This window comes from Microbacterium sp., from assembly GCF_031179285.1.
Classification (GTDB): Bacteria; Actinomycetota; Actinomycetes; order Actinomycetales; family Microbacteriaceae; genus Microbacterium.
This window is the reverse complement of sequence record NZ_JAPSHY010000009.1, coordinates 54,380-75,902: the sequence shown is the minus strand read 5'-3', so window position 1 is coordinate 75,902 and position 21,523 is coordinate 54,380. Positions and strand designations below refer to the sequence as shown.

Below are 21,523 nucleotides of genomic sequence, written 5' to 3'. Positions count from 1 at the left end.
CACTGATCGCATGGAGCGTGATTCAGCGGCCGCGGCTGGCGCCTGACGGCACAACCACTCAGGTCGAGCCGGACATCTCTCGCTCAGTCGAGCAGAAACTCGCGAATCTGTTCGGCGATCGGCTCGGGCGCCGCCCAGAACGCGCCGTGACCTTGCCCAGGCAGAGTCAGCACAGTGACATTCGGCAGGAGGTGGGCCAGCGCATCGGCGGCCAGTCGGAAATAGGACTCGCTGTCGCCACCGACAGCAACCGCCACCGGGGCGTCGATCGACCACCGATCGGCGGGCAGTGGCTTGCCGTCCTGGAGGCCGCGCAGGATTCGGCCCTCATATGCGAACGTGTGGGCGTACCGGACCATTTCATCCCACGAGGGATCCTCCTTCATCGGACCGATGTACTCGGCCGGGACACCGACCATCTCGGTCATCACGTACTCGACGGCCTCGCTACGCCTGCCCGAACCCACTAGTTCTTCCACGTGCTCGACGTAGTCAGCAGGTGCCGGCGGGCGGGAATCGTCGACGAAGAATGGCGGGTCGTAGAGGTAGACCCCAATGACCTTGTCGCCGAGCGCGGTCGCAGCGTCCAGCGCGATCGCGCAGCCGCCGGAGCCACTCGTCAGGGCAGCCGAGCCACCCGCGACCTCGACGAGCGCGGCGATGTCTTCGAGTTCACGGGCCGGGTCATAGGGCTGCGGGTCGCCGCTCTCTCCGCGTCCGCGGCGGTCGAAGCTGATCACCGTGAAGTGCTCGGACAGCGCGGTGCTGAGGCCTGCCACCGCCGTGTGATCCTCGGCGACATTGCTGATAATGATGATCGCCGGGCCCGCGCCGGCCTGCTGATAGGCGATCGTGGTGCCGTCGGCGGAAGTGAGGGTCTGCATGTTCGTTTCTCCTTGGGTTGTGTCCAGCAGGTCGTCGAGCCGCTCGAGTGCTTCGGCATAGCCGTCGGCCATCTGCAGCTCGACCGCCCGTCGCAGGGCATTGCTGTCGGGGAAGGTCGCTTCGACCGCAACGCGGCAGCCAGTGCGTCCCGGTTCGAAGGTGACGGATGTCGGAAAGGTGCCCAACTCGTCGGGTTGCCAGGCGTCATCGGCGAAACTGTCCTCGTACGCCAGTTCGATGTGCGGGTTCACGAGTCTGTAGGTCGCGACACCGCGGATCGGCGGGGCGGATCCGTCTTCCGGGGCGAGCTGGAATCGCCACCTGCCGCCGGCGCGTACATCCATCTCGTACACGGTCGCCGCCCAGCCCGTCGGCCCCCACCATTGCGCGATGGCGTGAGGGTCGGTCCATGCCCACCATGTCCGATCGACCGACGCAGCGTAGGTGCGGCTGATGCGTACGGTGTTGCGATCCCGATCTATGAAGATGCCATTGTCAGGCATCGTCCGCGCCTCCACTGCTCGTCTCATCGAGGAAGGCGCCGAGGCGATCCAGTCGCTCCGACCATAGGCCGGCGAACTGCTGGGTCCAATCACTCAGACCCTGCATAGCGGCCGGACGAAGCTCATAGATCCGCTGCTGTGCACGCTTCGTCACATCGACCACGCCTGCCTCAGCAAGCAGCCTCAGGTGCCGGGACACCTGAGGTTGACCCATGTTCAGGTCGTCGACGATACCGCCGACGGACCGCGGGCCATCCTTGAGGAACTCGACGATCCGGAACCGAGTCGGCTCCGAGATTACAGTCAACTGCTGCTGAACGATGCTGGGCATGTAACGAATATATAGCCAACGTTATATACACGCAACTATATATTTAGGTTGCGAATGTGGGAGTGAGTCGCGGCGCTGCGGCTTCTGCGTGGAACTCTCAGCTCAACCCCGCATGGCGACGCCGCGGCGCCAGTAGCCCATGAAGGCGACCTGCTTGCGGTCGACGCCGAGGTCTTTCACCAGGTGGCGGCGCAGAGTGGTGACGACGCCGCTCTCGCCGGCGATCCAGAAGTAGCGTTCGGCCGGAGCATCCGCCGAGGCGAACTCCTCCCCCAGGTTGGAGTGCGCCGGAGTCTCCCAGAGCAGCTCTTCTCCCTCGATGTCCTTCACGGTGATCTCGTCGTCGGCATCGGCATCGCCGAGATAGCCGAGCACCGCGGGGATGAGCTCGTGGCCGTGGAGCTGACCCGGTGTGCGCGGCAGCCACCGGACCTCGACGCCGGCCGGGGCGTCGATCGGCAGGACGTCGGGCGGCGAGGGCACCTCGATGAACGCGACGCCCGTCAGGTCTCGCGGAGCGTCTTCGAGGATGCGCGCGATCGCGGGAGCGGCGGTCTCGTCGCCGGCGAGCACCACACTCCCGGCGTTCCCCGGCGCGTATTCGATGCCGCCGTGGTCGGCGACGCCTCGACGCGGGCCGATGAGGAACAGCTCCTGCCCGACGGTCGCCGCACTCGCCCACCGCGACGCCGGACCCGAGAGGCCGGGCTCGAGGTGCAGCACGAAATCGACGTCGACCTCGGTCCCGGCATCCGTCACCCGCAGCTGACGCACCGAGTACGTGCGCATCGACCCGCGTTCTGCCTCGGGAACGGCGAGGAACGAGCCCCACCAGTCATCGCCGTCGCCGTCCAGTGGCGGAAGGATGCCGGATGCCGGCGGGAAGACGAGCTTGATGCGAGCGTCGAAGACCTCACCCGGCGTGCCGAACTCCGACAGCTGTCCACCGCCGAAGGTCACCCGCGCGAAGTTCGGCGAGACGCGTTCGACCCGGCGCACCTCGGCGCGGGCGAGGGCGTAGGTCGGACGCTCAGTCGTGGTGGTCTCAGCGGACATGATGCCTCCCGATTGGTGTGACCATCGGCTTTCCTGATACCGGGTCGGTGGTGATCTGATTGGCCATGCCGAAGACCTCTTCGACGAGGCCTGAGGTGACGACCTCACTCGGCGCACCGATGGCGTGCACGCGGCCGTCCTTCATGGCGACGAGTTCGTCCGCGTAACGGGCGGCGAGGTTCAGATCGTGCAGCACCATGACGATCGTGGTGCCGCGCGAGACGCTGAGGTCGGTGAGCAGGTCGAGCACCTCGACCTGGTGGGCGACGTCGAGGAAGGTGGTCGGCTCATCGAGCAGCAGGATGTCGGTCTCCTGCGCCAGCGCCATCGCGATCCAGACACGCTGCCGCTGGCCGCCGGACAGCTCGTCGACGCTGCGATCGGCGAGGTCGGTGATGCCGGTCGCTGCCAGGGCATCGGCGACGACCTCGTAGTCGTGCGTGCTCCACCGCGAGAGCACCTTCTGATGCGGATGCCGGCCACGGCCGACGAGGTCGGCGACGGCGATGCCCTCCGGCGCCACCGGCGACTGGGGCAGCAGACCGAGGATCCGGGCGACTTCCTTGGTCGGGCGGGCATGCACGGACTTGCCGTCGAGCACGATCTGGCCGGTACGCGGATTCAGCAGCCGTGCGAGCGCACGCAGGAGCGTGGACTTGCCGCAGCCGTTCGCCCCGACGATCGTCGTGATCCTTCCGGGCGCGATCCGCAGATCGAGCGCGTCGATGACGATCCGGTCTCCGTACGACAGCGTGACGCCCTCGGCCGTCAATGTGTGCGCCTCGGTCACAGCGAGCCTCCCGAGCGGTTGGTGCGGATGAGCAGGTAGATGAGGTACGGCGCCCCGAGCACACCGGTGATCACGCCGACCGGGTAGCGCCCGTCGAGTGCGAACTGCCCGATGAGGTCGCCGCCCAGCACGAGCAGGGCACCGACGAGCGCGGCGGGCAGCAGCAGGCTCGCGCCCGGTCCGGTGATGCGCGCGGCGATGGGACCTGCCATGAACGCGACGAACACGATCGGACCGGTGGCGGCGGTGGCGAAGGCGAGCACGGCGACGGCGCCGAGGATGAACAGCACCCTCGTGCCCTCCACGCGCACCCCGAGTCCGGCGGCCGAATCATCGCCGAGCTGCAGCGCCCCGAGCGATCGGCCCTGCGAGAACATCGCAGGGAGGATGACCGCCGAGGCGATGGCGAGCGGCACGATGCGTTCCCAGGATGCTTCGTTCAGGCTTCCGGTGAGCCACTGCATCGCCGTCTGGATGTCCCACTGCGCGGCACGCGAGAGCAGGTACGACACCACGCTCTGCAGCATCGCCGCGACGCCGATGCCGATGAGGATGAGCCGGGTGCCGGCGAAGCCCCCCTTGTTCGAGAGCAGGTAGATCGCGGCGGCGGTGACGAGTGCGCCGCCGAGCGCCATCAGCGAGACCAGCGGACCGTCGAGCGAGAGCACGATGATGCCGACCACGGCGGCGGCGCTCGCGCCCCACGAGATGCCGATGATGTCGGGAGAGGCGAGGGGGTTTCGCAGCAGCGTCTGGAACGAGACGCCGGCGATGCCGAAGGCGAGACCCGAGAGAACGGCGAGCACCGTGCGCGGCAGTCGCAGCTCGCCGACCGTGAACGACGCACCCGGCACCGGCATCCCGACGATGACCTGCGCCACCTCGACGGGCCCGTAGAAGGTGTTGCCGACCATGAGGGCGACCGCGATCAGTGCGACGAGCAGCACCGCCAGCGCGATCGATGCCGTGGCATGGCGGCGGTGGCGAGACCGGCGGCCCGCGATGATCATCGCGGTGCGGTCGGGCGCCTGCGCGGCGGGAGCGGTCGACACGGCGCTCACAGCTCACGCACCTTCTGCCGGCGGACGATCCAGATGAAGAACGGCGCCCCGATGATCGCCGTGACGATGCCCACCTGCAACTCCTCGGACGTGGGCGACACGACACGGCCGATCACATCGCTCAGCACGAGGAGCGCCGAGCCCGCGACCGCCGAGAACGGCAGCAGCCAGCGGTGATCGGTGCCGATGAGCATGCGGCAGACGTGAGGAACCACGAGTCCGACGAAACCGATCGGCCCGGCGACCGCCGTGGCGGCTCCCGCCAGGATGACGGATCCGATGGCGGACAGCAGCCGGGTCCGGTTGACGTGCTCGCCGAGGCCTGCGGCCATGTCGTCACCGAGTGCCAGCGAGTTCATGCCGCGCGAAGAGAGGAAGCAGATCAGCGCGCCCGCGGCGAGCACCGGCGTGAGCACGGCGATCTTCGGCCAGTCCGCGCCGCCGACGCCGCCGATCTGCCAGGACTGGAACACCTGCAGCAGATCCACCCGGGGCAGCATGATCGCGCTGATCAACGATGCGAACGCGGCCGACGTGGCGGCTCCGGCGAGGGCGAGCTTGAGCGGCGTCGCTCCCCCGCGCCCCATCGAGCCCACCGTGTAGACGAAGATCCCGGCGGCTGCCGCGCCGATGACAGCGACGAGGATGTAGCCCCACGTGTCGGCGAGACCGAAGAAGGCGATGCCGATGACGACGAAGAGGGAAGCGCCGTTCGAGATGCCGAGGATGCCGGGTTCGGCGACCGGATTGCGCGTGACCGCCTGCATCGTGGCACCCGAGAGTGCGAGGGCCGCGCCGACGACGATCGCCAGCACGGTACGCGGGATGCGCTTGAGGATCGCCGCCTGCTCGACGGTGTCGGAGTGTCCGCCGAGAGCGGCCACGATGTCTTCGGCGCTCACCGCACGCACCCCGAACGACACCGACAGCAGCGACGCGGCGATGACGACCCCGACCCCCGCGAGCAGCCAGAGGGTGCGCGCGCTCACCGGACGCCGCAGGTCGGCGGCGCCCGGTGAGGTGGTCGGGGCGAGTGCGGTCACTCGGAGATCAGCGGCGCTTCGAGTGCGGCGAAGTACTCGTCGATCCCCCACGAGATCGACAGCGGCGACGGGTTGGCGGATGCCGCGAGCGGTGTCGCGTCACCGAGCACGGCGATGCGTCCCTCCGCGATCGCGGGGATCTTGGACAGCAGCGGGTCGGCCTGCAGGAGCGGGACGGTCGACTCGTCTCCGTAGCTGACGAAGACGTCGACGTCGGCGAAGAGCTCGGCCTCCTCGGAGCTGACGGAGAGGTAGAACTGTTCGCTGTCGCTGTTGTCCTCGACGATCTGCGGGAGGGGCAGGCCGATGTCGTGGAGGAATCCGGGACGCGTGTCGATCGCCGTGTAGTAGAGGATCTGGCTGAGGTCGTTCGGGTCGATGGAGGCGAACAGCAGCTTCTTGTCCTTGAGTGCGCTGTGCGCTTCCAGCGCTGCATCCGTCTCGGCCCGAAGCTCCTCGATCAGCGCCTCGCCCTCCTCCGCGAGACCGACAGCCGTCGAATTCATGGTGATCATGTCGTCGACCGATGTCGCCCACTGGATCTCGGGGTAGGCGACGACGGGAGCGATCTTGGAGAGCTTGTCGTATTCCTCTTCGGTGAGACCCGAGTAAGAGGCGAGGATGACGTCGGGACGCGTGTCGGCGACGGCCTCGTAGTCGATGCCGTCGGTCTCATCGAACAGGACCGGGGTCTCGGCGTCGAGCTCTTCGAGCTTGTCCTCGACCCAGGGCAGCACCCCGTCGCCGTCATCGTCACCCCAGGTGGCCTTGCTCATGCCGACCGGCACGATGCCGAGGGCGAGCGGCACCTCGTGATTCGCCCAGGCGACGGTCGCGACACGCTCCGGCTTCTCGGGGATGGTGGTCTCGCCGAAGGCGTGTTCCACCGTCACCGGGAAGGCGTCGTCGGATGCCGGATTCGCCGTGCCCTGGACGGAACCGGGGCCGGCGTTCGGGGTGGAACAGGCCGCAAGACCGAGAGTGAGAGCGGCGGCGGCACCGAGGGCGAGGAGTCGGGAGGTACGCACAGGCGTTCCCTTCGGGTAAGGGTCGGGAGAGGGCGCGGATGCGCCAGATTTGGTAAGCCTGCCCTAATTTATCAGAGCTTAGGGTGACCTCACTCCCAGGTATGCGAAAAGCCGGCCGCTGCCCGAAGGCAACGACCGGCTTGAAGCGCTCAGAGGTCAGACTCGGAGCGACTCTCTCGCATTCAGAGCGGGCGAATGTTCGCAGCCTGCATGCCCTTGGGGCCACGCTCAGCGTCGAATTCGACCTTCTGGTTCTCGCGGAGCTCCTTGAAGCCAGAGCCGGAGATAGCCGAGAAGTGGGCGAAAAGATCGTCCGAGCCGTCATCGGGAGCGATGAAGCCGAAGCCCTTTTCCGAGTTGAACCATTTCACAGTGCCAGTGGCCATGTGTTTCTTCTTTCTGTTGATCGGGCCGTTTGCACGGCCTTGAGCGCCGCGCCGGAACCTCCGGCGGGCACGTGCGGGGACGCTCTCGTGTAGCGAGGCGACGGAATGAGGGGCGCTGAGCACGTGGCCTTCAGCGCCGGGGTGGGCGGCGACGAGCACAGCCGAGACCGATGCCGCGACGGCGGCTTCGGCGTCGAGCGCGGAATCGTGATGACCGAGGTGCTCACCGCGCGCGCCGAAGGCGGAGACGCCGTCGAACTCGACGACGATGTGGCCGGCGTATTCGCCGGCTCGGGTGGCCACTCGGACGTCGACGTCGGCGTCGCGCCAGTGGAGTTCTTGGCTGGGTGCGCATGCACCGCAGCCGACTGCGTATGACAAGTGAAGAAGCTTTCGGTGGGATCCGTGCCGAACCGAGCGGTGCACAGAGATTCGGATCCAGGTATAGGGCCACACACGTCGCACAATGCGTTCGCGGGCCGGTGATGTATGAAGCCTCCGGTAGGAGGGACGCATCCACAGTAGCACGTCGGAGCCGAATCCGAACCGGCCGTTCTCCGTGAAGCCGGCACCGAGGGACTCAGCTGACGACGAGATCGCCGGCCTCGGCTCTTCGCTGCGCCGCGAGCGCCGCTTCGGTTCGGGTGCTGACTCCGAGTTTGCGAAGCACGGCTGACACGTGCACGCTCACCGTCTTCACGCTGATGTAGAGGCGTTCGCCGATCTGGCGGTTGCTGAGCCCTTCGGCGATGAGATCGAGCACCTGCTGCTCCCTGGCCGTGAGCTGGTGGTCGCGCTCGGCGGCGACCGCATCCGCACTCGGGGCAAGCCCCGCTGCGCCGGCGAAGGAGCTGACGGCTGTGCGGAGCTGCGCGTGACCGAGCTGCTCGGCGATCGCTGTCGCCTCTGCGAGCACCACACCGGCAGCGGCCCGGTCGTCGTCCCGTACCAGGAACCGACCGAGTTCCAGCCTGGTGATGGCCCGGAAGAGCATCGGCACGTCATCGCCGTCGGCTGCCGTCACCGCGACGCGCAGCGCCGATTCGGACGGCGCGAGCAGCGCGTCGAGTATCGACGCCCATGAGCCTCCGCGCAGCTGCTCTGGCTGACCGTCCCACGCGGATCGGATGGCGTTTACGGCGTCTGCGACGCCTGTGTCCTTCGCCCTCAGCTCGGCGATGACCCACCCGGCCTCCAGCAGCAGGCGGCGCTGATGCAGGAGCACCGGGCCGTCTTCGCGAAGCATGTCGAGGATCGCGCGCAGCGCCCCTTCGTGATCGCCGGCGCTCTCGGCGACCGCGACCTCCATCACGAAGCGGTCGTACCAGATCTGGCGTTCCACCGCCCCGGTCTCGAGGAACGCCGGCCGCCACTCGCGCAGCAGTTCGGCCGCTTCGTCCGGCCGCCCCCTCCACGCCAGCACGCGCACCCGCGACATCGTCGTGTACATGCGGAAGACCCGCGGCGGACTGTTCTGCAGATCGCGGGCGAGCAGGCGCTCGACCCGCTCGATGAACCCGAGTTCGAGAAGCGGCACCATCATGTTCTGGGTGAGGATCGCCCCGGATGTTCGCTCGACGCCGAAGGCGCGCGCCCGCACGAGTCCTTCCTCCGCGACGTCGACGGCTTCGCGATAGCGACCGAGCAGCGTGAGCGTGTCGGAGAAGTTCACGCGGTAGCGCAGCTCCGCGCTCGTGTCGCCCGCCCGCTCCCGCGCGGTGTCGTAGGCCGCGATGCCACCGGCCACGTCACCCATATGGATGAGGCAGGCTCCGCGCACGTTGCTCGCGACCGAGAGCTCGGTCTGCGACCCGGCACGTTCTGCGTACTCCTCCGCCTGCGCGGCGATGCCGAGAGCCTTCTGCCGATGACCGGCGATCATGTTCCTGCTGGCGAGGTGATTGAGGATCGTCGCGCGCAGACGATCGTCTCCGCCCTCGGTCTTGAGCACGGCGAGCGCCTCTTCGAGCAGCTCGATGGGACCCGGACGGCCCAGCTGGGTCAGATACAGAGCCTTGTCTCGCAGCAGGCGCGCGTGGGTGCAGGGATCGGCGGGGGCCTCTGCGATGTCACCGAGCGCGATGTTGACCACGGCCAGCGCACGCTCACTGTCACCGGCGTTGCGCAGGATCGAGCCGAGCTGTCCCAGAAGCGCGATGCGCCCGGTACCGGCGGCCTCGGCGGCATCCGGAACGCGCGGCCACAGTTCGAGCGCGAGTTCGCCGAAACGGGCGGCGCTCGCGAACGCGTAACGCGCTTTCGCGTGCCCCATCGCCGTCACCGCAGCAGTGAGTGCGCGACGGTCATCCTGCGCCAGCTGCCAGTGATACGCGAGCGCGGCCGCGTCGCTGCCGCCAGCGGCCTCCGATCGGGCTTCGAGCGCTTCGGCGTATGCGCGGTGAAGGCGGGAACGCTCGCCGGGGAGCAGATCGTCGTGCACGGCCTCGCGCAGGAGGGCGTGGCGGAAGCGGTAGCCGTCGTCGACCACGACGATGATCCCGCTGTGTGTCGCCTCGCGCAGGGACTCGTCCAGCCGGGTCGGCGGCAAGTCGACCAACTCGGAGAGCAGCGCATGCGAGATCACGCGCTCCGATCCCGAAGCGACCTGCACCACGCGTCTGGCGTCGTCGCTGAGCCGGTCGAAGCGGCCGAGCAGCAGATCGCGAAGACGATCGGGCAGCGGGCCGGACGCGCAACAGGCGATCTCCTCGATGAAGAAGGGCACACCCTCGGCGCGCTCCTGCATCCGCGACAGGGCACTGTCGGTGAGGGCGAGACCGGTCAGCTGCTCGGCGAGCCGGCGCACTGCGCCGTCATCGAGCCGCTTGAGCGCCACACGCTCGAGCAGCCTCGCCCTGCTCGCCTCGCCGATGAATCCGCTCACGGCATCGCCTCGACGGATGTCGTCGGTGCGGCAGCTGATCACCAGCAGGATGCGGCCCCGCGCGAGGGAGCGCAACAGGAACGACAGCATCGCGAGGGTGGAATCGTCGGCCCAGTGGATGTCTTCGACGATCAGCACCTGAGGGGCACGATCGGCCGCCGCCTCGATCAGAGTTGCGATGGCGTCGCGCAGGCGCTCCGGGCTGGTGCGCTCACGGTCGGCGGGGGTGTCGACGAGCTCGGGGAGCAGCATCCCGAGTGCCTCGGTACCGATACCGACGGCCGCGCGGGACTGCTCGATCCCCAGCAGCGCGACCAGGGAGCGAAGGATGCCGGTCAGGGGGCCGTAAGGGCTCCGCGCCGAGCCGAGATCCAGGCACCAGCCGACGTGCACGTCGGCGCGGGTCGCGATCCGGTCGCCGAACTCACGCAGCAGCCGGGACTTCCCGATGCCCGCCTCGCCCTCGACGAGGACGGCCGTCGGCGTGCCCTCGGCCGCGCGCGAGAAATGCTCGTGCAGCAGCGCCAGGTCGGCGTCGCGGCCGACCATCACCGCGCTGGACACGGAAGGGAGCATGAACTCATCGTCCCACTCCCTTCCGACATCGGGGGCGTTTCGAGACAGCGCGACCGTCACCGCTGCAGAAGACGGCTCCGCCTGTGCGAGGGTCAACGAGCCAGCGCCAGCTCGCACACTCCCTCGGCGCACCGCGGGGCCGCGGGGGCGGCCGCCGCGCGGCGGGCGCCGCCCGTCATCCGACGGACGGCGCGACGGAACGCGCCCTCAGGGCGGCGGATGATCTGATCGGCGTGCTCCTCGATGAAGCGGCGGTGCTCTGCCGCCCGCTCCAGCTGCTCGAGGTCGAGTTCGGTGGCACGGTAGGCGAGATAGGGGTGTTCGTACATGGTGGGTCTCCTTCTCAGCGTTCTGCTCTATCCCTAGAGTCCGCTCTGAGGTACCCCGACGACATCGGACGAATGCCCTATCTTCGGCTCACTCCATGCTCTGATCCGGCGCGCTCTGGAGGTAGACGAGGATCGCGCGGACGCGGCGGTTCTCGTCGGCGGGCTGAAGACCGAGACCGGCGAAGATGTTGCCGACGTGCTTGCGGACGGCGGCGACACTGAGAAAGAGGCGGCCGGCGATCTCACTGTTCGAGGCGCCGTCGGCCATGAGTCCGAGAACCTCGCGCTCTCGAGCTGTGAGGCCTGCCAGCGGCCCGGGTTCGCGAGCCCGGAGCAGATGACGCGTCACCTCGGGATCGATGACCGTGCCTCCTGCGGCGACGGCCCGCAGCGCCGTGTCGAAATCCGACACGCGGTTCACCCGTTCCTTCAGTAGATAGCCCACCCCGCCCTCCGGCAGGGTGAGCAGCTCCCTCGCGTAGCGGTCGGCGAGGTACTGCGACAGTACGAGAACCGGTTGGCGCGGCTGCCTCGCGCGGATATCGAGGGCGGCGCGCAGCCCGTCATCGGCCCCGCCAGGCGGCATCCGGACATCCGTGACGACGAGGTCCGGAGGCGGTGCGAGCGCTCGGTGCGCTGTGATGAGCTCGGTCGCCGACGAGGCCGCAGCGACCACGTCGTGCCCGAGACGGTCGAGCAGAGCGGTGAGGGCTTCTCGCAGGAGCGTGGCGTCGTCGGCCAGGAGGATGCGCATGACTCAGCGACCTTCCGCAGCTCGCGCGAGCCCGTCCGGCAGGTGCAACGACAACTCCGTCGGACCGCCGGCGGGACTCGAGACGCGCACCGACGCGCCCAGCGCCTCCGCCCGCTCGATGATGCCCTGCAGGCCCGTGCCCCGCTGCGGGTCGGCTCCCCCTCGACCGTCGTCCGACACGGTGACGCGCCACCCGCCGGTGACGGCATCCAGTCGCACCCGCACGCGCGTCGCCGTGGTGTGCTTGGTGGCATTGGTGATCGCCTCGGCGACGAAGAAATACGCGGCGGCTTCGGCCTCGGCTGTGAACCTCGGGATGCCGGCGCCGTCGATGGTCAGCGGGATCGCGGTGCGGCCGGCGAGTTCGTCGAGCGCCGCACCGATGCCGTGATCGGTGAGCACGGCGGGATGGATGCCGCGTACGGTCTGCCTGAGCATCTCCAGCGCACGCTCCGTCTGATCCTGCGCCTGCTGCAGCGCGGTGCGCGCGGCGGTCGGATCCCCCGCTGCCAGCTCGAGGTCGAGGATCCCGAGACGCCGGCGATCCCCACGAGCTCCTGCTGGACGCCGTCGTGCAGATCGCGCTCGATGCGGCGGCGCTCGCTCTCGTGGGCGGTGACGATGGCCGCGCGAGAGCGCGTCAGCTGCGCGACGCGGGCATCGATCTCGTCGGCACGTGGGTCGAGGAGCCAGCGCACGTAAACGCCCTGCGCGGCGGCGAGCGCGAGGTTCATGTAGGCGGCGACCGCGAGGAAGACGGGCAGCAGCAGCAGCGGCATCCACCAGTCTCCCGGGCCGAGGCGCATCCGCAGATCGGCGAACACCAGCACATCGACGGGTGCGACCCGAGCCTGGAGCGGCAGCACCACGAGAACGATGAGGATGACCGCCTGGGCGAACAGCGAGCACAGGTTCACCGCTCCGAAGACGATGCCCCCGAGCATCGCCAGCGTCTCGCGCCAGGTCGCCGGCTCCGTGAGACGGATCGTCAGCCAATGGTGCCGTTCACCGGGCGGGACGCTGACATGCGCGCTTGCCGGGCGCTCTGCACCGAGCAGGCGCAGCCGCTTGCGCTCGAAGACGGCGGCGAGCATGCCCCACAGAGGAAGGGCGACCAGCGTGAGAATCAGCGCGGGAACGAGCACGACTGTCATCAGCACGCCGGAGATCGCATAGAGCAGGGCCACCCACGGCCAGCGAGTGACGAACAGCCGCCACGGCGGCAGCATCAGCGCCTGCCATACCGTCGTCGCTCGCACCAGCTCAGACTACGCAGACCGTGCGGTGACCGGGCCTTCCCTGGCGCGGAAGTAGCGCTGACGCTACCTGCGCGGTCGTGCCTGCTCCGCTGCGCGGTCGACCGGGCCCGGCTGTGATGGGACCATGACAGATCTCCTTCCGGGCGCCGCCCTCACCGCCCGCGGCATCACCAAGAGCTTTCCCCTCGACGGCGGGGCGCGGGTCGACGTCCTGCGCGGAATCGACCTCGACGTCCTCCCCGGCGAGATGGTCAGCATCGTCGGCCAGAGCGGATCGGGCAAGTCCACGCTCATGTACTGCCTCGCGGGACTGGAGCGACCGGACGCGGGAGCGATCGCGGTCGGCGGCGAGCGGATCGACAGAGCCTCCCCCGCTCGGCTCGCGCGTCTGCGCCGAGACCGGATCGGCTTCGTGTTCCAGAGCTACAACCTGATCCCCTCGCTCACCGTGCAGGAGAACGTCGCCCTTCCCGCTCGCCTCGCCCGCCGCAGCCGGCCCGACACGGCGGCGGCGCTGGCAGCGGTCGGACTGAGCGGGCACGAACGCAAGCGCCCTGGAGCGCTGTCGGGGGGGCAGCAGCAACGGGTGGCGATCGCCCGGGTTCTGGCGGCCGAGCCGCCCATCGTCTTCGCCGACGAGCCGACCGGCGCCTTGGACTCGGCGACCGGGGCGGATGTCTTGAACCTGCTTCGCTCCTACGCCGGCGCCGACCGGAGCGTCGTGCTGGTCACCCACGATCTGGATGCTGCTGCTCGCGCGGACCGCACCATCGTGCTGCGAGACGGTGCAATCGTCGAGATCCTGCTTCGCCCCTCGGCGCTGGACATCCTCGCCGCCACCCGCGGCGAGTCGGTGCGCGATCGGGGTGCGGCATGAACCGGCTGATGATCGCCGAATTGCGCTCCGGCTGGGCCGCGTGGATCGGTGTGGTCCTGCTCGGCGCCGTTCTCGCCGTGGCCGCGGGAATCGGACTCAGTGCCCTCGAGACGGGAGCGCGCGCGGGCGATCTTCAAGAGGCGTTCAACAGCCTCGGAGGCACCGTCCTGCTTTTCGCCATACCCAGCGGCATGGCCGTGGTGGCGGCCGTCGCGCGTCTCGCCGTCGATCTCGGGCGAGCCTCCTACGCGCGCTGGCAACTCGCCGGGGTGTCGCCGTCGCAGGCGTCGTCGGTCGTGCGCCTTCAGCTGGCGGCCGCCGGTGTCATCGGCGGAATCATCGGATTCGCTGCGACGCCGTTGGCCGCGGCGCCCCTCATCCGGGCGGGCTTCAACTCTCAGTCCCCGCTGAGCGAGGTGGAGATCGTCACGGGAGCGCTCACGTTCGTGGTCGTCGTGCCGCTCACCGCCGCAGTCTCGCTGATCGGCGGCCTCCGCGCCGCGCGCGGTGCGGGACGAGGCTCTCCCCTGGCGGCGCTGCGCGAACCCGAGACCTCGGCGAAACGGATGCGCTGGTGGCGCTGGGCGATGCTGCTCATCGTGTCGATCGGCGCGGCATCCGGTCTGGCATCGGTGCTCGGCACCTCGGATCGTGGATCCTTCATGTCGCAGTCCGTGCTCATCCCGGTGTACCTGACCGTTCCGCTGCTCGCCGCGGGCCCCGCGCTGTACCCGCTCATCCTGCACGCCTGGACGTCGATCATCCCGGCCTCGGCGTCGTCATCGTGGTATCTGGCGCGGCATCAGGCGCGTTATCACCTCTCGCGCAGCACGGCATCCATCACGCCCCTGTTCGCGGGCACCGCGCTCGTCGGCGGACTGTTCACCATGGCCGCGACGACGAACGCATCGTTCCTCGCGGGCGGTCAGAACCTCGCGACCCTCAGCGTCCCGCAGGTGCTGCTGATCGCCGGCGGACCGATCGGCCTCGCCGCGGTGGGGGCGGCGGTGGTGGTGTTCATGAGCAACCGCACGCAGGGACACGAGCAGGCGCTGCTGCGCGCGGGGGGCGCGTCCGACGCCACCGTGATCTGCTCGGCCCTGTGGCAGGCGCTGATCCACGTCGTGACCGCGCTGCTGCTCGCGCTGACGGTGATGCTCGCCACCGCCCTGGTGAGCATCGTCGCGCTCTCGCGGTTCACCCTGGCCGTCCCCGTCATCGATCCAGGGGTCGCGGGGCCGCTCGCCCTGATCGGGCTCGGGCTCACGGTGCTCGCGACGACGATCCCGGTGATGATGCGGTTGCGCGAACCGGTGGCGTCGCGGCTGGCCGCGATCTGACCCGCCCCTGACGCGCGAGAGGCCCGCGCCACCAGCCGTCGGCAGGGGCGCGGGCCTCTCGTGTCGTCGCGGTTACTGGTCGACGTCGCCGCGCCAGGAGCCGGTCTCGACCCCACGGCTCTCGATGAACTCCTTGAAGTTCTTCATGTCCTTCTTCACGGCGTGCGACCCGACTCCCACGAGCGAACCGACCTTCTCGAGCAGGCCTTCCGGCTCCCAGTCGATCTGCACGGTCACGCGGGTCGAGGTCTCGGTCAGCTTGTGGAACGTGACCACACCGGCGTGCTCAGTCTCCCCGCCGATGCTGTTCCATGCCACGCGTTCGTCGGGATGCTGCTCGGTGATCTCGGCGTCGAACTCTCGCGTCGCGCCGCCGACGTTGATCTTCCACCGCGTGTGGGTGTCGTCGATCTGGGTGATGGATTCGACCTCGTCCAGGAACTCGGGGAAGCTCTCGAACTGGGTCCATTGGTTGTACGCCGTCCGGATGGGCACGTCGACGTCGATGGTCTCGATGATCTGCACCACGGGATGCTCCTCACTGTCTGGTCCGTCCATTCAGCACCAGCTTGACGAGTTCGGCGACCGGGTTGACATCCGCGCAACCTGCGTTTAGCGAGCCGCCGGTCGCAGAAGCGTGGCACGCAGCGATGGCCGCGATTCTTCGGGGACGATGACAGCGAGGATGCGCACGAGAGTGGTCATCCACACCAGGCCCAGTCCGATGACGATCGCCTCCAGCGCCGTGATCGAGAAGAGCCGGAACACCATCGAGAGCATGACCGCCGCCGCGATGAGGATCGCGATGGCGATGGTGGTGATGACGAGCGCCCTCGGGGCGTTCGGGATCGTGAACGTCGTGGCCGCTCCCGCGGCGGCGAAAAGCGCGAGTGCACCGAAGGCCGAGATGTTGTGCGGGATCGGCGTGAGGTGAAGGGGCAGCAGTCCGACGGCCGCGAGCAGCACCCCGGCGAAGGCCCAGAGCGCCACCACCCATCCGATGCGGCGCAGCGCCGCATCGCCCCGCAGTCGATGAAGATCCCGCCCGATGTACGATCCGACGGTCGCCACGAGGAGTCCTGCGACGACGAGGGTGCCGTTGAAGGCCCAGGCGCCGGCGCCCGCGCCGAGCTGCGAGAAGTTGAGCTCCCACCAGCGCGGATCGGCCGCGGTGAGCATCGCGAAGAGCGTGCCGATCACGAGGTACGCGAACAGGAGCCCGGCAAGGTCTGCAGTGCGCAGGCCCACGCCGGCGCCGAAGGCGAATCGCCCGCCCATCGCACTCGCGACACCGGCGAGCACACCCCCGCCTACCGCCGGGAGCTCGACGCCCTGCAGTCCGACGCCGAGGATCTCGCCCGCCAGCAGCACTCCCATCGCGGTGACGCCGGCGAAGGCGATAGTGAGCGCCACCGCTGAGGCATCCGACGCCTGCGCCTGCCAGCGCGGCATCCGTCCGGTCTCACCACGGCGGTGCATCAGGGTCGAGACGACGAATGCCGCGGCTGCGCAGACCGCGGCGACGACCGCGACCGGAAGCACGACGGATCCGTCGCCGGCCAGCGGTCGCGGCACGCCGCGAAGCAGCAGCGTTCCTGCGAGGGTGCCCACGACGAAGCACAGTGCCGTCGCCCAGATCGCCCTGGTCTCCTGCCGCAGCCGTTGTGCCTGATCCATGCCTCCATCGAAGCATGGGCGGCCGACGACGTGTCGCTCCCACATCGGGCGACGAGCGGGTCGCCCCGCGAGTACCGTTGCCCACATGCGCATCCCGGTCAGCGTCCGAGCCTCGAAGCGGGCTCCGCTGCTGCAGGTGGTCAAATCCGCCGCGGCGACGATCGCCGCGTGGCTGCTCGCCGGCTGGGCATTTCCCGGCCAGCTGCCGGTGTTCGCCGCGATCGCCGCCCTTCTGGTCGTGCAGCCGAGCGTCAACCAGTCGCTGTCGAAGGCGCTGGAGCGCAGCATCGGCGTCATCATGGGCGTCATCATCGCGGTCGCCCTCGGGCTGCTCCTCGGCTCGCCCAGCTGGATCGTCCTGCTCGCGATCGTGGTCGCGATGCTCGCCGCCTGGGTGCTGCGGGCGACACCGGGCACAGGCAATCAGGTGGCGATATCGGCGATGCTCGTGCTCGCCCTCGGCTCGTCCAGCCCGGAGTACGCGTTCGCACGTATCGCCGAGACGCTCATCGGTGTGGTCATCGGGATCGTCGTCAACGCGCTGATCGTCCCCCCGGTGCTGGTCGCGCCGGCGCGGCGCGACATCGGGCTGCTCGGCGGCGAACTCGCCGCGAGCCTGGATCGTCTGGCCGATGCACTGCCATCCGTGCAGACACCGGCAGAGCTGCAGGAGATCATGCTCGAAGCGCGGCTGCTGCGCCCGATGAGGGATGCGGCGGAGGCATCCATCACGGCGGGCGAGGAATCGCTGACACTGAATCCGAGACGGTCGACCCACCGCGCAGAGCTCCGCGAGATGAAGCAACTGCTGGAGCGGCTGTCGCCGATCGTGACCCAGGTGATCGGGATGACCCGAGCGTACTTCGACCACTACGACGACTCGCTCGGCCATGAGCCCGCGATCGCCGCGATCGCCGAGCAGTTGCGTCGCGCAGGTCACGACGTGCGCCTCGCCGTGCAGATCGCGGACGTCTCGCCGGAGCCCGAGACGCTGACGTCGGCGATCCCGGCGCTGACCGCACCCCTGGTCGTGCGCCCTCCGGCGTCGGCGCACTGGGTCCTCGTGGGGTCACTGATGGAGGATCTCCGCCGCATCCGAAGTCAGCTCGTCGGAGATGACTGACGCGACTGCCTCTTCGCGTCGGCCACTTCGATCTCGCGTCATCGAGAACGCACGAACCGCCCTTCGCGAGCCTCGGGAAGGGCGGTTCGTGCGCTCGCGGCGGACGACGCCGTGGTCAGGGGGTGTCGCCGACGGCACGCGGCTGCGGCAGGGCGACCATCGTGCCGGTGTCGGTGAACTCCTGCTGGATCTCGTCGTCGTGCTTGTAGGTGAACAGGCTCACAACGACAGCGGCGACGAAGGCAAGCACAAAGGCGGGGAGCAGCTCGTAGAGCCCGGTGTTCAGCGCCTTCCAGATGAACACCGTCGCGGCTCCCACGAACATGCCCGCCAGCGCGCCCCAGTTGGTGAGCTTCCGCCAGAACAGGCTCAGCAGGATGATCGGCCCGAATGCCGCGCCGAATCCCGCCCAGGCGAAGGAGACGAGTTCGAGGATCGTCTCGTTCGGGCTGATCGCCAGGACCGCCGCGACCACGGCGACGAGCAGCACGGCGATGCGCCCCATCAGGACGAGCCGCTTCGACTCGGGTGGATCCTTGCGCAGCACCCGATAGAGGTCTTCGACAAGGGCCGACGAGCTCACGATCAGCTGGCTCGAGATCGTGCTCATGATCGCCGCGAGGACCGCGGCCAGCACGAGACCGGCGACGAACGGATGCAGCAGCGTCTGCGACATCATCAGCACCACCGTCTCGGGGTTCGACAGGTCGAAACCGGATTTGGCGACGTAGGCCACACCGACCAGCCCCGAGAACACTGCACCGGCGAGCGACACGACCATCCATGAGATGCCGATGCGGCGAGCGCTCTTCGCCTGCTGCGGGCTGCGCAGCGCCATGAAGCGCACGATGATGTGCGGCTGACCGAAGTAGCCGAGTCCCCAGGCGAGCGACGAGACGATGGCCAGCACCGTGCCGCCGGTCAGCGCCGTGCCGCCCAGCAGAGAAAGGTGACCGGGGGCGGCGTCGTCGAGCACTGTGCCCATCTCGCCGAATCCGCCGACGGCGATGACGGCGGCGATCGGGATGACGATCAGGGCGATCACCATCATCAGGCCCTGAACGACGTCGGTGAAGGATGCACCGAGGAATCCGCCGAAAAGCGTGTAGGCGAGCGTGACACCCGTCACGAGCAGCATCCCGGTCAGGTAGTCGCCGTTGAACGAGCTCTCGAAGAAGACGCCGCCCGCGACCATCCCCGAGGAGATGTACAGCGTGAAGAAGACGAGGATCACGACGCCGGAGAGGATGCGCAGCAGACGCGTGGTGTCGCGAAGACGATTCTCGAAGAAGCTCGGCACCGTGATCGAGTTGCGCGAGACCTGCGTGTAGGCCCGAAGGCGCGGGGCGACGATGAGCCAGTTCAGGTACGCGCCGATGGTCAGGCCGATCGCGATCCACGCCTCGATGAGACCCGAGACGTAGATCGCTCCGGGAAGACCCATCACCAGCCAGCCCGACATGTCGGAGGCGCCGGCGCTGAGCGCGGCCACCCACGGCGGCAGGTTTCGTCCGCCGAGCATGTAGTCCTCGTGGTCGGCGGTGCGCCGGAAGGCGATGTAGCCGATGAGGAGCATCGCGGCGAAGTACAGCCCGAGGGCTGCGAAGGTGAAGATCTGGTCAGACATCGGCGTCCTTCCCGGCGGTGGGTCTCACCGCACGCGTGGTGCTCCGATGATCTCAAAGACGGATGCCGTCGGCCAGTGCGGCCGCGGCGCGCCGCGCCCCCGGCATCCGTCGGACGCCGGGCGCCGACCGTCAGCCCTCAGCTCTCAGCCCTCAGCCCTCAGCCCTCAGCCCTCACCCGCGACCCTGGTCGTCGCGCGCTCGGCGAGGAACTCCGTCCAGGTCTGGTCGCCGCGCCGCGCGGTTTCCTGTGCGAGATTCTCTCCGGCCCGGTAGGCGCGGCCGATCGCTCCGGGGATCCGAAGCGGCAGCAGCCTCCGCGTGCGCCCACGCGCCAGGTCGAAGGCGCGCACCAGGTCGCGCACGTCCTGCGCCTCGGGGCCGGCGAGGTCTGCCACCCGTCCGCCGGGCTCGCTGAGCGTGAGCTCGGCCAGCCGCTCGGCCACCTCCTCCACGCCGACCGATTCGAAGCGCAGCCCACGCGGCGCGATCCGCATCGCCGACAGCACCTTCGCGATGGGGACCACGAAGTCATGGAGCTGAGCCACCCGGAGCACGGTCCACGGGATGCCGCTGCGCTCGAATTCCTGCTCGGCGGCGAGCTTCATCCGGAAGTAACCGATCGGCATCCGATCCGCTCCGATCACCGAGATGAGCACGAGGTGTCGGACTCCCGCGCGGCGAGCCGCCGCGACGAGGTTCCGCGCCGCGACGTCATCACCCTTGGCGCCGCCCGCGAGATGGAGCACCGTCTCGATACCCGCGAGCGCCTCGTCGAGACCGACGTTGTTGACCGTGTCTCCCTGGACATAGCGAATCCCCGGTTGCGAGGCGCGGGAGCTCCTGGTGAGAATCCGGACATCTCGGTCTGCGGCGCGCAGCAGCGCGACGGTGTGGCGTCCGATGTTCCCGGTGCCGCCGGTGACCAGAATGGGAGTGCTCATGATTCGTCGTCCTTTCAGGTGTCGCGACGGCCTGTCACATACCGGCTATCGCATTCGTCGACATCACGACGAGCGTCGATGAGGAGATGTGACATGGATGACGAAGCACTCGCGAGAAGGTTCGAGGCGGCTCGGCCGCGCCTGCGTGCGATCGCCACACGGCTGCTGGGTTCGCACGCCGATGCCGACGATGCGGTGCAGGAGACGTGGCTGCGACTGGCGCGATCGGATGCCGCGGAGATCGACAACATCGACGCCTGGTGCACGACCGTAGTCTCGCGAATCAGCCTCGACATGCTGCGGGCCCCTCGGTCGACGCGCGAACGGTCGTGGCAGGTGGAGCCGTGGCGCGACGAGCCGGTGGACCCAGCACCCGACCTCGCCGACCTCGTCGACCGATCCGATCGCGTCAACGTGGCGCTGCTCGTCGTGCTCGACACCCTGAGCCCCGCCGAGCGCATCGCGTTCGTGCTGCACGACGTCTTCGGTCAGCCGTTCGATGAAGTGGCGACCGCCATGGAACGCTCCCCCGAGGCCGCCAGGCAGTTGGCCTCCCGAGCGCGACGTCGGCTGCGTGACGCGACCGTGCCCGCGAGAGCCGACCGTGCCCGCGGTCGCACCCTCGTCGAGGCGTGGCTGACCGCGGCGCAGCAGGGTGATCTGGAGGCGCTGCTCGGCCTGCTGCACGAGGATGCGATGCTCCGTGCGGACTACGGCACGAGCAGCCAGAACCTTGCGGGGGCGGCTGAGATCGCCGCTCAGGCCGTGCTGTCGGCACGCCTCGCCGCCCATTCCACCCCGGTGCTGATCGACGGTCGTCCTGGAGTGGCGGCGACGTTCGGCGGACGCGTCGTCTCGCTGATGTCGTTCGACATCGAGGACGCCCGGATCATCGGCCTGCACGTCCTCGCCGACCCTGCGCGCCTTGCGGACGTTGTGATCTGAACCCTGCCGCGGCGCGGGCTTGCGCACAACTCCTCAGAATCTTCACCTCCAGAGGCTGCTGCCCGCTTTCCGCCGGCGTGCCACCGGAATCTGAGGAGTTGTGAACG

The 21,523-nt window shown here is 68.8% G+C and carries 22 protein-coding genes; 5 read left to right on the top strand and 17 right to left on the bottom strand.

Annotated features, from left to right (window positions below; all coding sequences use genetic code 11):
• Positions 1–83 precede the first annotated feature (83 nt).
• The 8 genes from RIN18_RS07795 to RIN18_RS07760 all read right to left on the bottom strand — a co-directional run bounded on the left by RIN18_RS07795 (position 84) and on the right by RIN18_RS07760 (position 7,083).
• The gene (locus RIN18_RS07795; protein WP_309103392.1) at positions 84–1,388 is read right to left on the bottom strand and encodes an alpha/beta fold hydrolase; all 1,305 of its coding nucleotides are present in this window, start codon (positions 1,386–1,388) and stop codon (positions 84–86) included.
• Positions 1,381–1,719 carry a metalloregulator ArsR/SmtB family transcription factor gene (locus RIN18_RS07790; protein WP_309103391.1) on the bottom strand — a complete coding sequence of 113 codons (339 nt, stop codon included), beginning with the start codon at positions 1,717–1,719 and terminating at the stop codon, positions 1,381–1,383. The genes RIN18_RS07795 and RIN18_RS07790 overlap by 8 nt, the downstream gene beginning before the upstream one ends.
• 102 nt (positions 1,720–1,821) lie before the next feature.
• Positions 1,822–2,775 carry a siderophore-interacting protein gene (locus RIN18_RS07785; protein ID WP_309103390.1) on the bottom strand — a complete coding sequence of 318 codons (954 nt, stop codon included), beginning with the start codon at positions 2,773–2,775 and terminating at the stop codon, positions 1,822–1,824.
• Complete coding sequence (locus RIN18_RS07780) at positions 2,765–3,565, bottom strand: ABC transporter ATP-binding protein (RefSeq protein ID WP_309103389.1); 801 nt, start codon at positions 3,563–3,565, stop codon at positions 2,765–2,767. Before RIN18_RS07780 ends, RIN18_RS07785 begins: the two co-directional genes overlap by 11 nt.
• Positions 3,562–4,575, bottom strand: a complete 1,014-nt coding sequence (locus RIN18_RS07775; RefSeq protein WP_309103462.1) for an iron chelate uptake ABC transporter family permease subunit — start codon at positions 4,573–4,575, stop codon at positions 3,562–3,564. Before RIN18_RS07775 ends, RIN18_RS07780 begins: the two co-directional genes overlap by 4 nt.
• Positions 4,576–4,622: 47 nt before the next feature.
• Positions 4,623–5,669, bottom strand: coding sequence for an iron ABC transporter permease (locus RIN18_RS07770; protein ID WP_309103388.1), 1,047 nt, complete (start codon positions 5,667–5,669; stop codon positions 4,623–4,625).
• The gene (locus tag RIN18_RS07765) at positions 5,666–6,697 is read right to left on the bottom strand and encodes an iron-siderophore ABC transporter substrate-binding protein (protein ID WP_309103387.1); all 1,032 of its coding nucleotides are present in this window, start codon (positions 6,695–6,697) and stop codon (positions 5,666–5,668) included. Before RIN18_RS07765 ends, RIN18_RS07770 begins: the two co-directional genes overlap by 4 nt.
• Positions 6,698–6,879: 182 nt before the next feature.
• Positions 6,880–7,083 carry a cold-shock protein gene (locus RIN18_RS07760; RefSeq protein WP_102193879.1) on the bottom strand — a complete coding sequence of 68 codons (204 nt, stop codon included), beginning with the start codon at positions 7,081–7,083 and terminating at the stop codon, positions 6,880–6,882.
• A gap of 105 nt (positions 7,084–7,188) precedes the next feature.
• Between RIN18_RS07760 and RIN18_RS07755 the strand changes: the two genes are divergently transcribed.
• Complete coding sequence (locus tag RIN18_RS07755; RefSeq protein ID WP_309103386.1) at positions 7,189–7,461, top strand: hypothetical protein; 273 nt, start codon at positions 7,189–7,191, stop codon at positions 7,459–7,461.
• Between the two features lie 202 nt (positions 7,462–7,663).
• Here the strand turns inward: RIN18_RS07755 and RIN18_RS07750 are convergent, their stop codons facing one another.
• From RIN18_RS07750 to RIN18_RS07730, 5 genes are all read right to left on the bottom strand, one after another.
• Entirely contained in the window at positions 7,664–10,543 is a 2,880-nt protein-coding gene (locus RIN18_RS07750) for an AAA family ATPase (protein WP_309103385.1), read from the bottom strand.
• A gap of 92 nt (positions 10,544–10,635) precedes the next feature.
• Entirely contained in the window at positions 10,636–10,872 is a 237-nt protein-coding gene (locus tag RIN18_RS07745; protein WP_309103384.1) for a hypothetical protein, read from the bottom strand.
• 88 nt (positions 10,873–10,960) lie between these two features.
• The gene (locus RIN18_RS07740; RefSeq protein ID WP_309103383.1) at positions 10,961–11,626 is read right to left on the bottom strand and encodes a response regulator transcription factor; all 666 of its coding nucleotides are present in this window, start codon (positions 11,624–11,626) and stop codon (positions 10,961–10,963) included.
• Between the two features lie 3 nt (positions 11,627–11,629).
• On the bottom strand, positions 11,630–12,028 hold the full coding sequence (locus tag RIN18_RS07735) for an ATP-binding protein (RefSeq protein ID WP_309103382.1): 399 nt from the start codon (positions 12,026–12,028) through the stop codon (positions 11,630–11,632).
• A complete protein-coding gene (locus tag RIN18_RS07730; protein WP_309103381.1) occupies positions 11,962–12,885 on the bottom strand; it encodes a histidine kinase in 924 nt (307 codons plus the stop codon). Before RIN18_RS07730 ends, RIN18_RS07735 begins: the two co-directional genes overlap by 67 nt.
• A gap of 124 nt (positions 12,886–13,009) precedes the next feature.
• On the opposite strand from RIN18_RS07730, the gene RIN18_RS07725 reads away from it, so the two are divergent.
• Together RIN18_RS07725 and RIN18_RS07720 are read left to right on the top strand one after the other, a co-directional pair.
• Positions 13,010–13,762: an ABC transporter ATP-binding protein gene (locus RIN18_RS07725; protein ID WP_309103380.1), complete on the top strand. Its 753-nt coding sequence runs from the start codon at positions 13,010–13,012 to the stop codon at positions 13,760–13,762.
• Positions 13,759–15,102 carry an FtsX-like permease family protein gene (locus tag RIN18_RS07720; protein WP_309103379.1) on the top strand — a complete coding sequence of 448 codons (1,344 nt, stop codon included), beginning with the start codon at positions 13,759–13,761 and terminating at the stop codon, positions 15,100–15,102. Before RIN18_RS07725 ends, RIN18_RS07720 begins: the two co-directional genes overlap by 4 nt.
• 72 nt (positions 15,103–15,174) lie before the next feature.
• Here the strand turns inward: RIN18_RS07720 and RIN18_RS07715 are convergent, their stop codons facing one another.
• Together RIN18_RS07715 and RIN18_RS07710 are read right to left on the bottom strand one after the other, a co-directional pair.
• On the bottom strand, positions 15,175–15,630 hold the full coding sequence (locus RIN18_RS07715) for an SRPBCC family protein (protein ID WP_309103378.1): 456 nt from the start codon (positions 15,628–15,630) through the stop codon (positions 15,175–15,177).
• Positions 15,631–15,714: 84 nt separating this feature from the next.
• Positions 15,715–16,779, bottom strand: a complete 1,065-nt coding sequence (locus RIN18_RS07710; protein WP_309103377.1) for a DUF998 domain-containing protein — start codon at positions 16,777–16,779, stop codon at positions 15,715–15,717.
• A gap of 85 nt (positions 16,780–16,864) precedes the next feature.
• Between RIN18_RS07710 and RIN18_RS07705 the strand changes: the two genes are divergently transcribed.
• Positions 16,865–17,902, top strand: a complete 1,038-nt coding sequence (locus tag RIN18_RS07705) for an FUSC family protein (protein WP_309103376.1) — start codon at positions 16,865–16,867, stop codon at positions 17,900–17,902.
• A gap of 115 nt (positions 17,903–18,017) precedes the next feature.
• Here the strand turns inward: RIN18_RS07705 and putP are convergent, their stop codons facing one another.
• Together putP and RIN18_RS07695 are read right to left on the bottom strand one after the other, a co-directional pair.
• Positions 18,018–19,529: a sodium/proline symporter PutP gene (gene putP / locus RIN18_RS07700; RefSeq protein ID WP_309103375.1), complete on the bottom strand. Its 1,512-nt coding sequence runs from the start codon at positions 19,527–19,529 to the stop codon at positions 18,018–18,020.
• 165 nt (positions 19,530–19,694) lie between these two features.
• The gene (locus RIN18_RS07695) at positions 19,695–20,471 is read right to left on the bottom strand and encodes an NAD(P)H-binding protein (protein ID WP_309103374.1); all 777 of its coding nucleotides are present in this window, start codon (positions 20,469–20,471) and stop codon (positions 19,695–19,697) included.
• 93 nt (positions 20,472–20,564) lie between these two features.
• Between RIN18_RS07695 and RIN18_RS07690 the strand changes: the two genes are divergently transcribed.
• Positions 20,565–21,416, top strand: a complete 852-nt coding sequence (locus RIN18_RS07690) for a sigma-70 family RNA polymerase sigma factor (RefSeq protein WP_309103373.1) — start codon at positions 20,565–20,567, stop codon at positions 21,414–21,416.
• The last annotated feature ends 107 nt before the right edge of the window (positions 21,417–21,523 follow it).

Bases quoted from the DNA above. Each gene is read 5' to 3' on its own strand.
- RIN18_RS07705 (WP_309103376.1), top strand. From the start codon at position 16,865: ATGCGCATCCCGGTCAGCGTCCGAGCCTCGAAGCGGGCTCCGCTGCTG.
- RIN18_RS07710 (WP_309103377.1), bottom strand. From the start codon at position 16,779: ATGGATCAGGCACAACGGCTGCGGCAGGAGACCAGGGCGATCTGGGCG.
- RIN18_RS07775 (WP_309103462.1), bottom strand. From the start codon at position 4,575: ATGATCATCGCGGGCCGCCGGTCTCGCCACCGCCGCCATGCCACGGCA.
- RIN18_RS07790 (WP_309103391.1), bottom strand. From the start codon at position 1,719: ATGCCCAGCATCGTTCAGCAGCAGTTGACTGTAATCTCGGAGCCGACT.
- putP (WP_309103375.1), bottom strand. From the start codon at position 19,529: ATGTCTGACCAGATCTTCACCTTCGCAGCCCTCGGGCTGTACTTCGCC.
- RIN18_RS07740 (WP_309103383.1), bottom strand. From the start codon at position 11,626: ATGCGCATCCTCCTGGCCGACGACGCCACGCTCCTGCGAGAAGCCCTC.
- RIN18_RS07750 (WP_309103385.1), bottom strand. From the start codon at position 10,543: ATGCTCCCTTCCGTGTCCAGCGCGGTGATGGTCGGCCGCGACGCCGAC.
- RIN18_RS07745 (WP_309103384.1), bottom strand. From the start codon at position 10,872: ATGTACGAACACCCCTATCTCGCCTACCGTGCCACCGAACTCGACCTC.
- RIN18_RS07760 (WP_102193879.1), bottom strand. From the start codon at position 7,083: ATGGCCACTGGCACTGTGAAATGGTTCAACTCGGAAAAGGGCTTCGGC.
- RIN18_RS07785 (WP_309103390.1), bottom strand. From the start codon at position 2,775: ATGTCCGCTGAGACCACCACGACTGAGCGTCCGACCTACGCCCTCGCC.
- RIN18_RS07690 (WP_309103373.1), top strand. From the start codon at position 20,565: ATGGATGACGAAGCACTCGCGAGAAGGTTCGAGGCGGCTCGGCCGCGC.
- RIN18_RS07725 (WP_309103380.1), top strand. From the start codon at position 13,010: ATGACAGATCTCCTTCCGGGCGCCGCCCTCACCGCCCGCGGCATCACC.
- RIN18_RS07795 (WP_309103392.1), bottom strand. From the start codon at position 1,388: ATGCCTGACAATGGCATCTTCATAGATCGGGATCGCAACACCGTACGC.
- RIN18_RS07755 (WP_309103386.1), top strand. From the start codon at position 7,189: ATGAGGGGCGCTGAGCACGTGGCCTTCAGCGCCGGGGTGGGCGGCGAC.
- RIN18_RS07720 (WP_309103379.1), top strand. From the start codon at position 13,759: ATGAACCGGCTGATGATCGCCGAATTGCGCTCCGGCTGGGCCGCGTGG.
- RIN18_RS07695 (WP_309103374.1), bottom strand. From the start codon at position 20,471: ATGAGCACTCCCATTCTGGTCACCGGCGGCACCGGGAACATCGGACGC.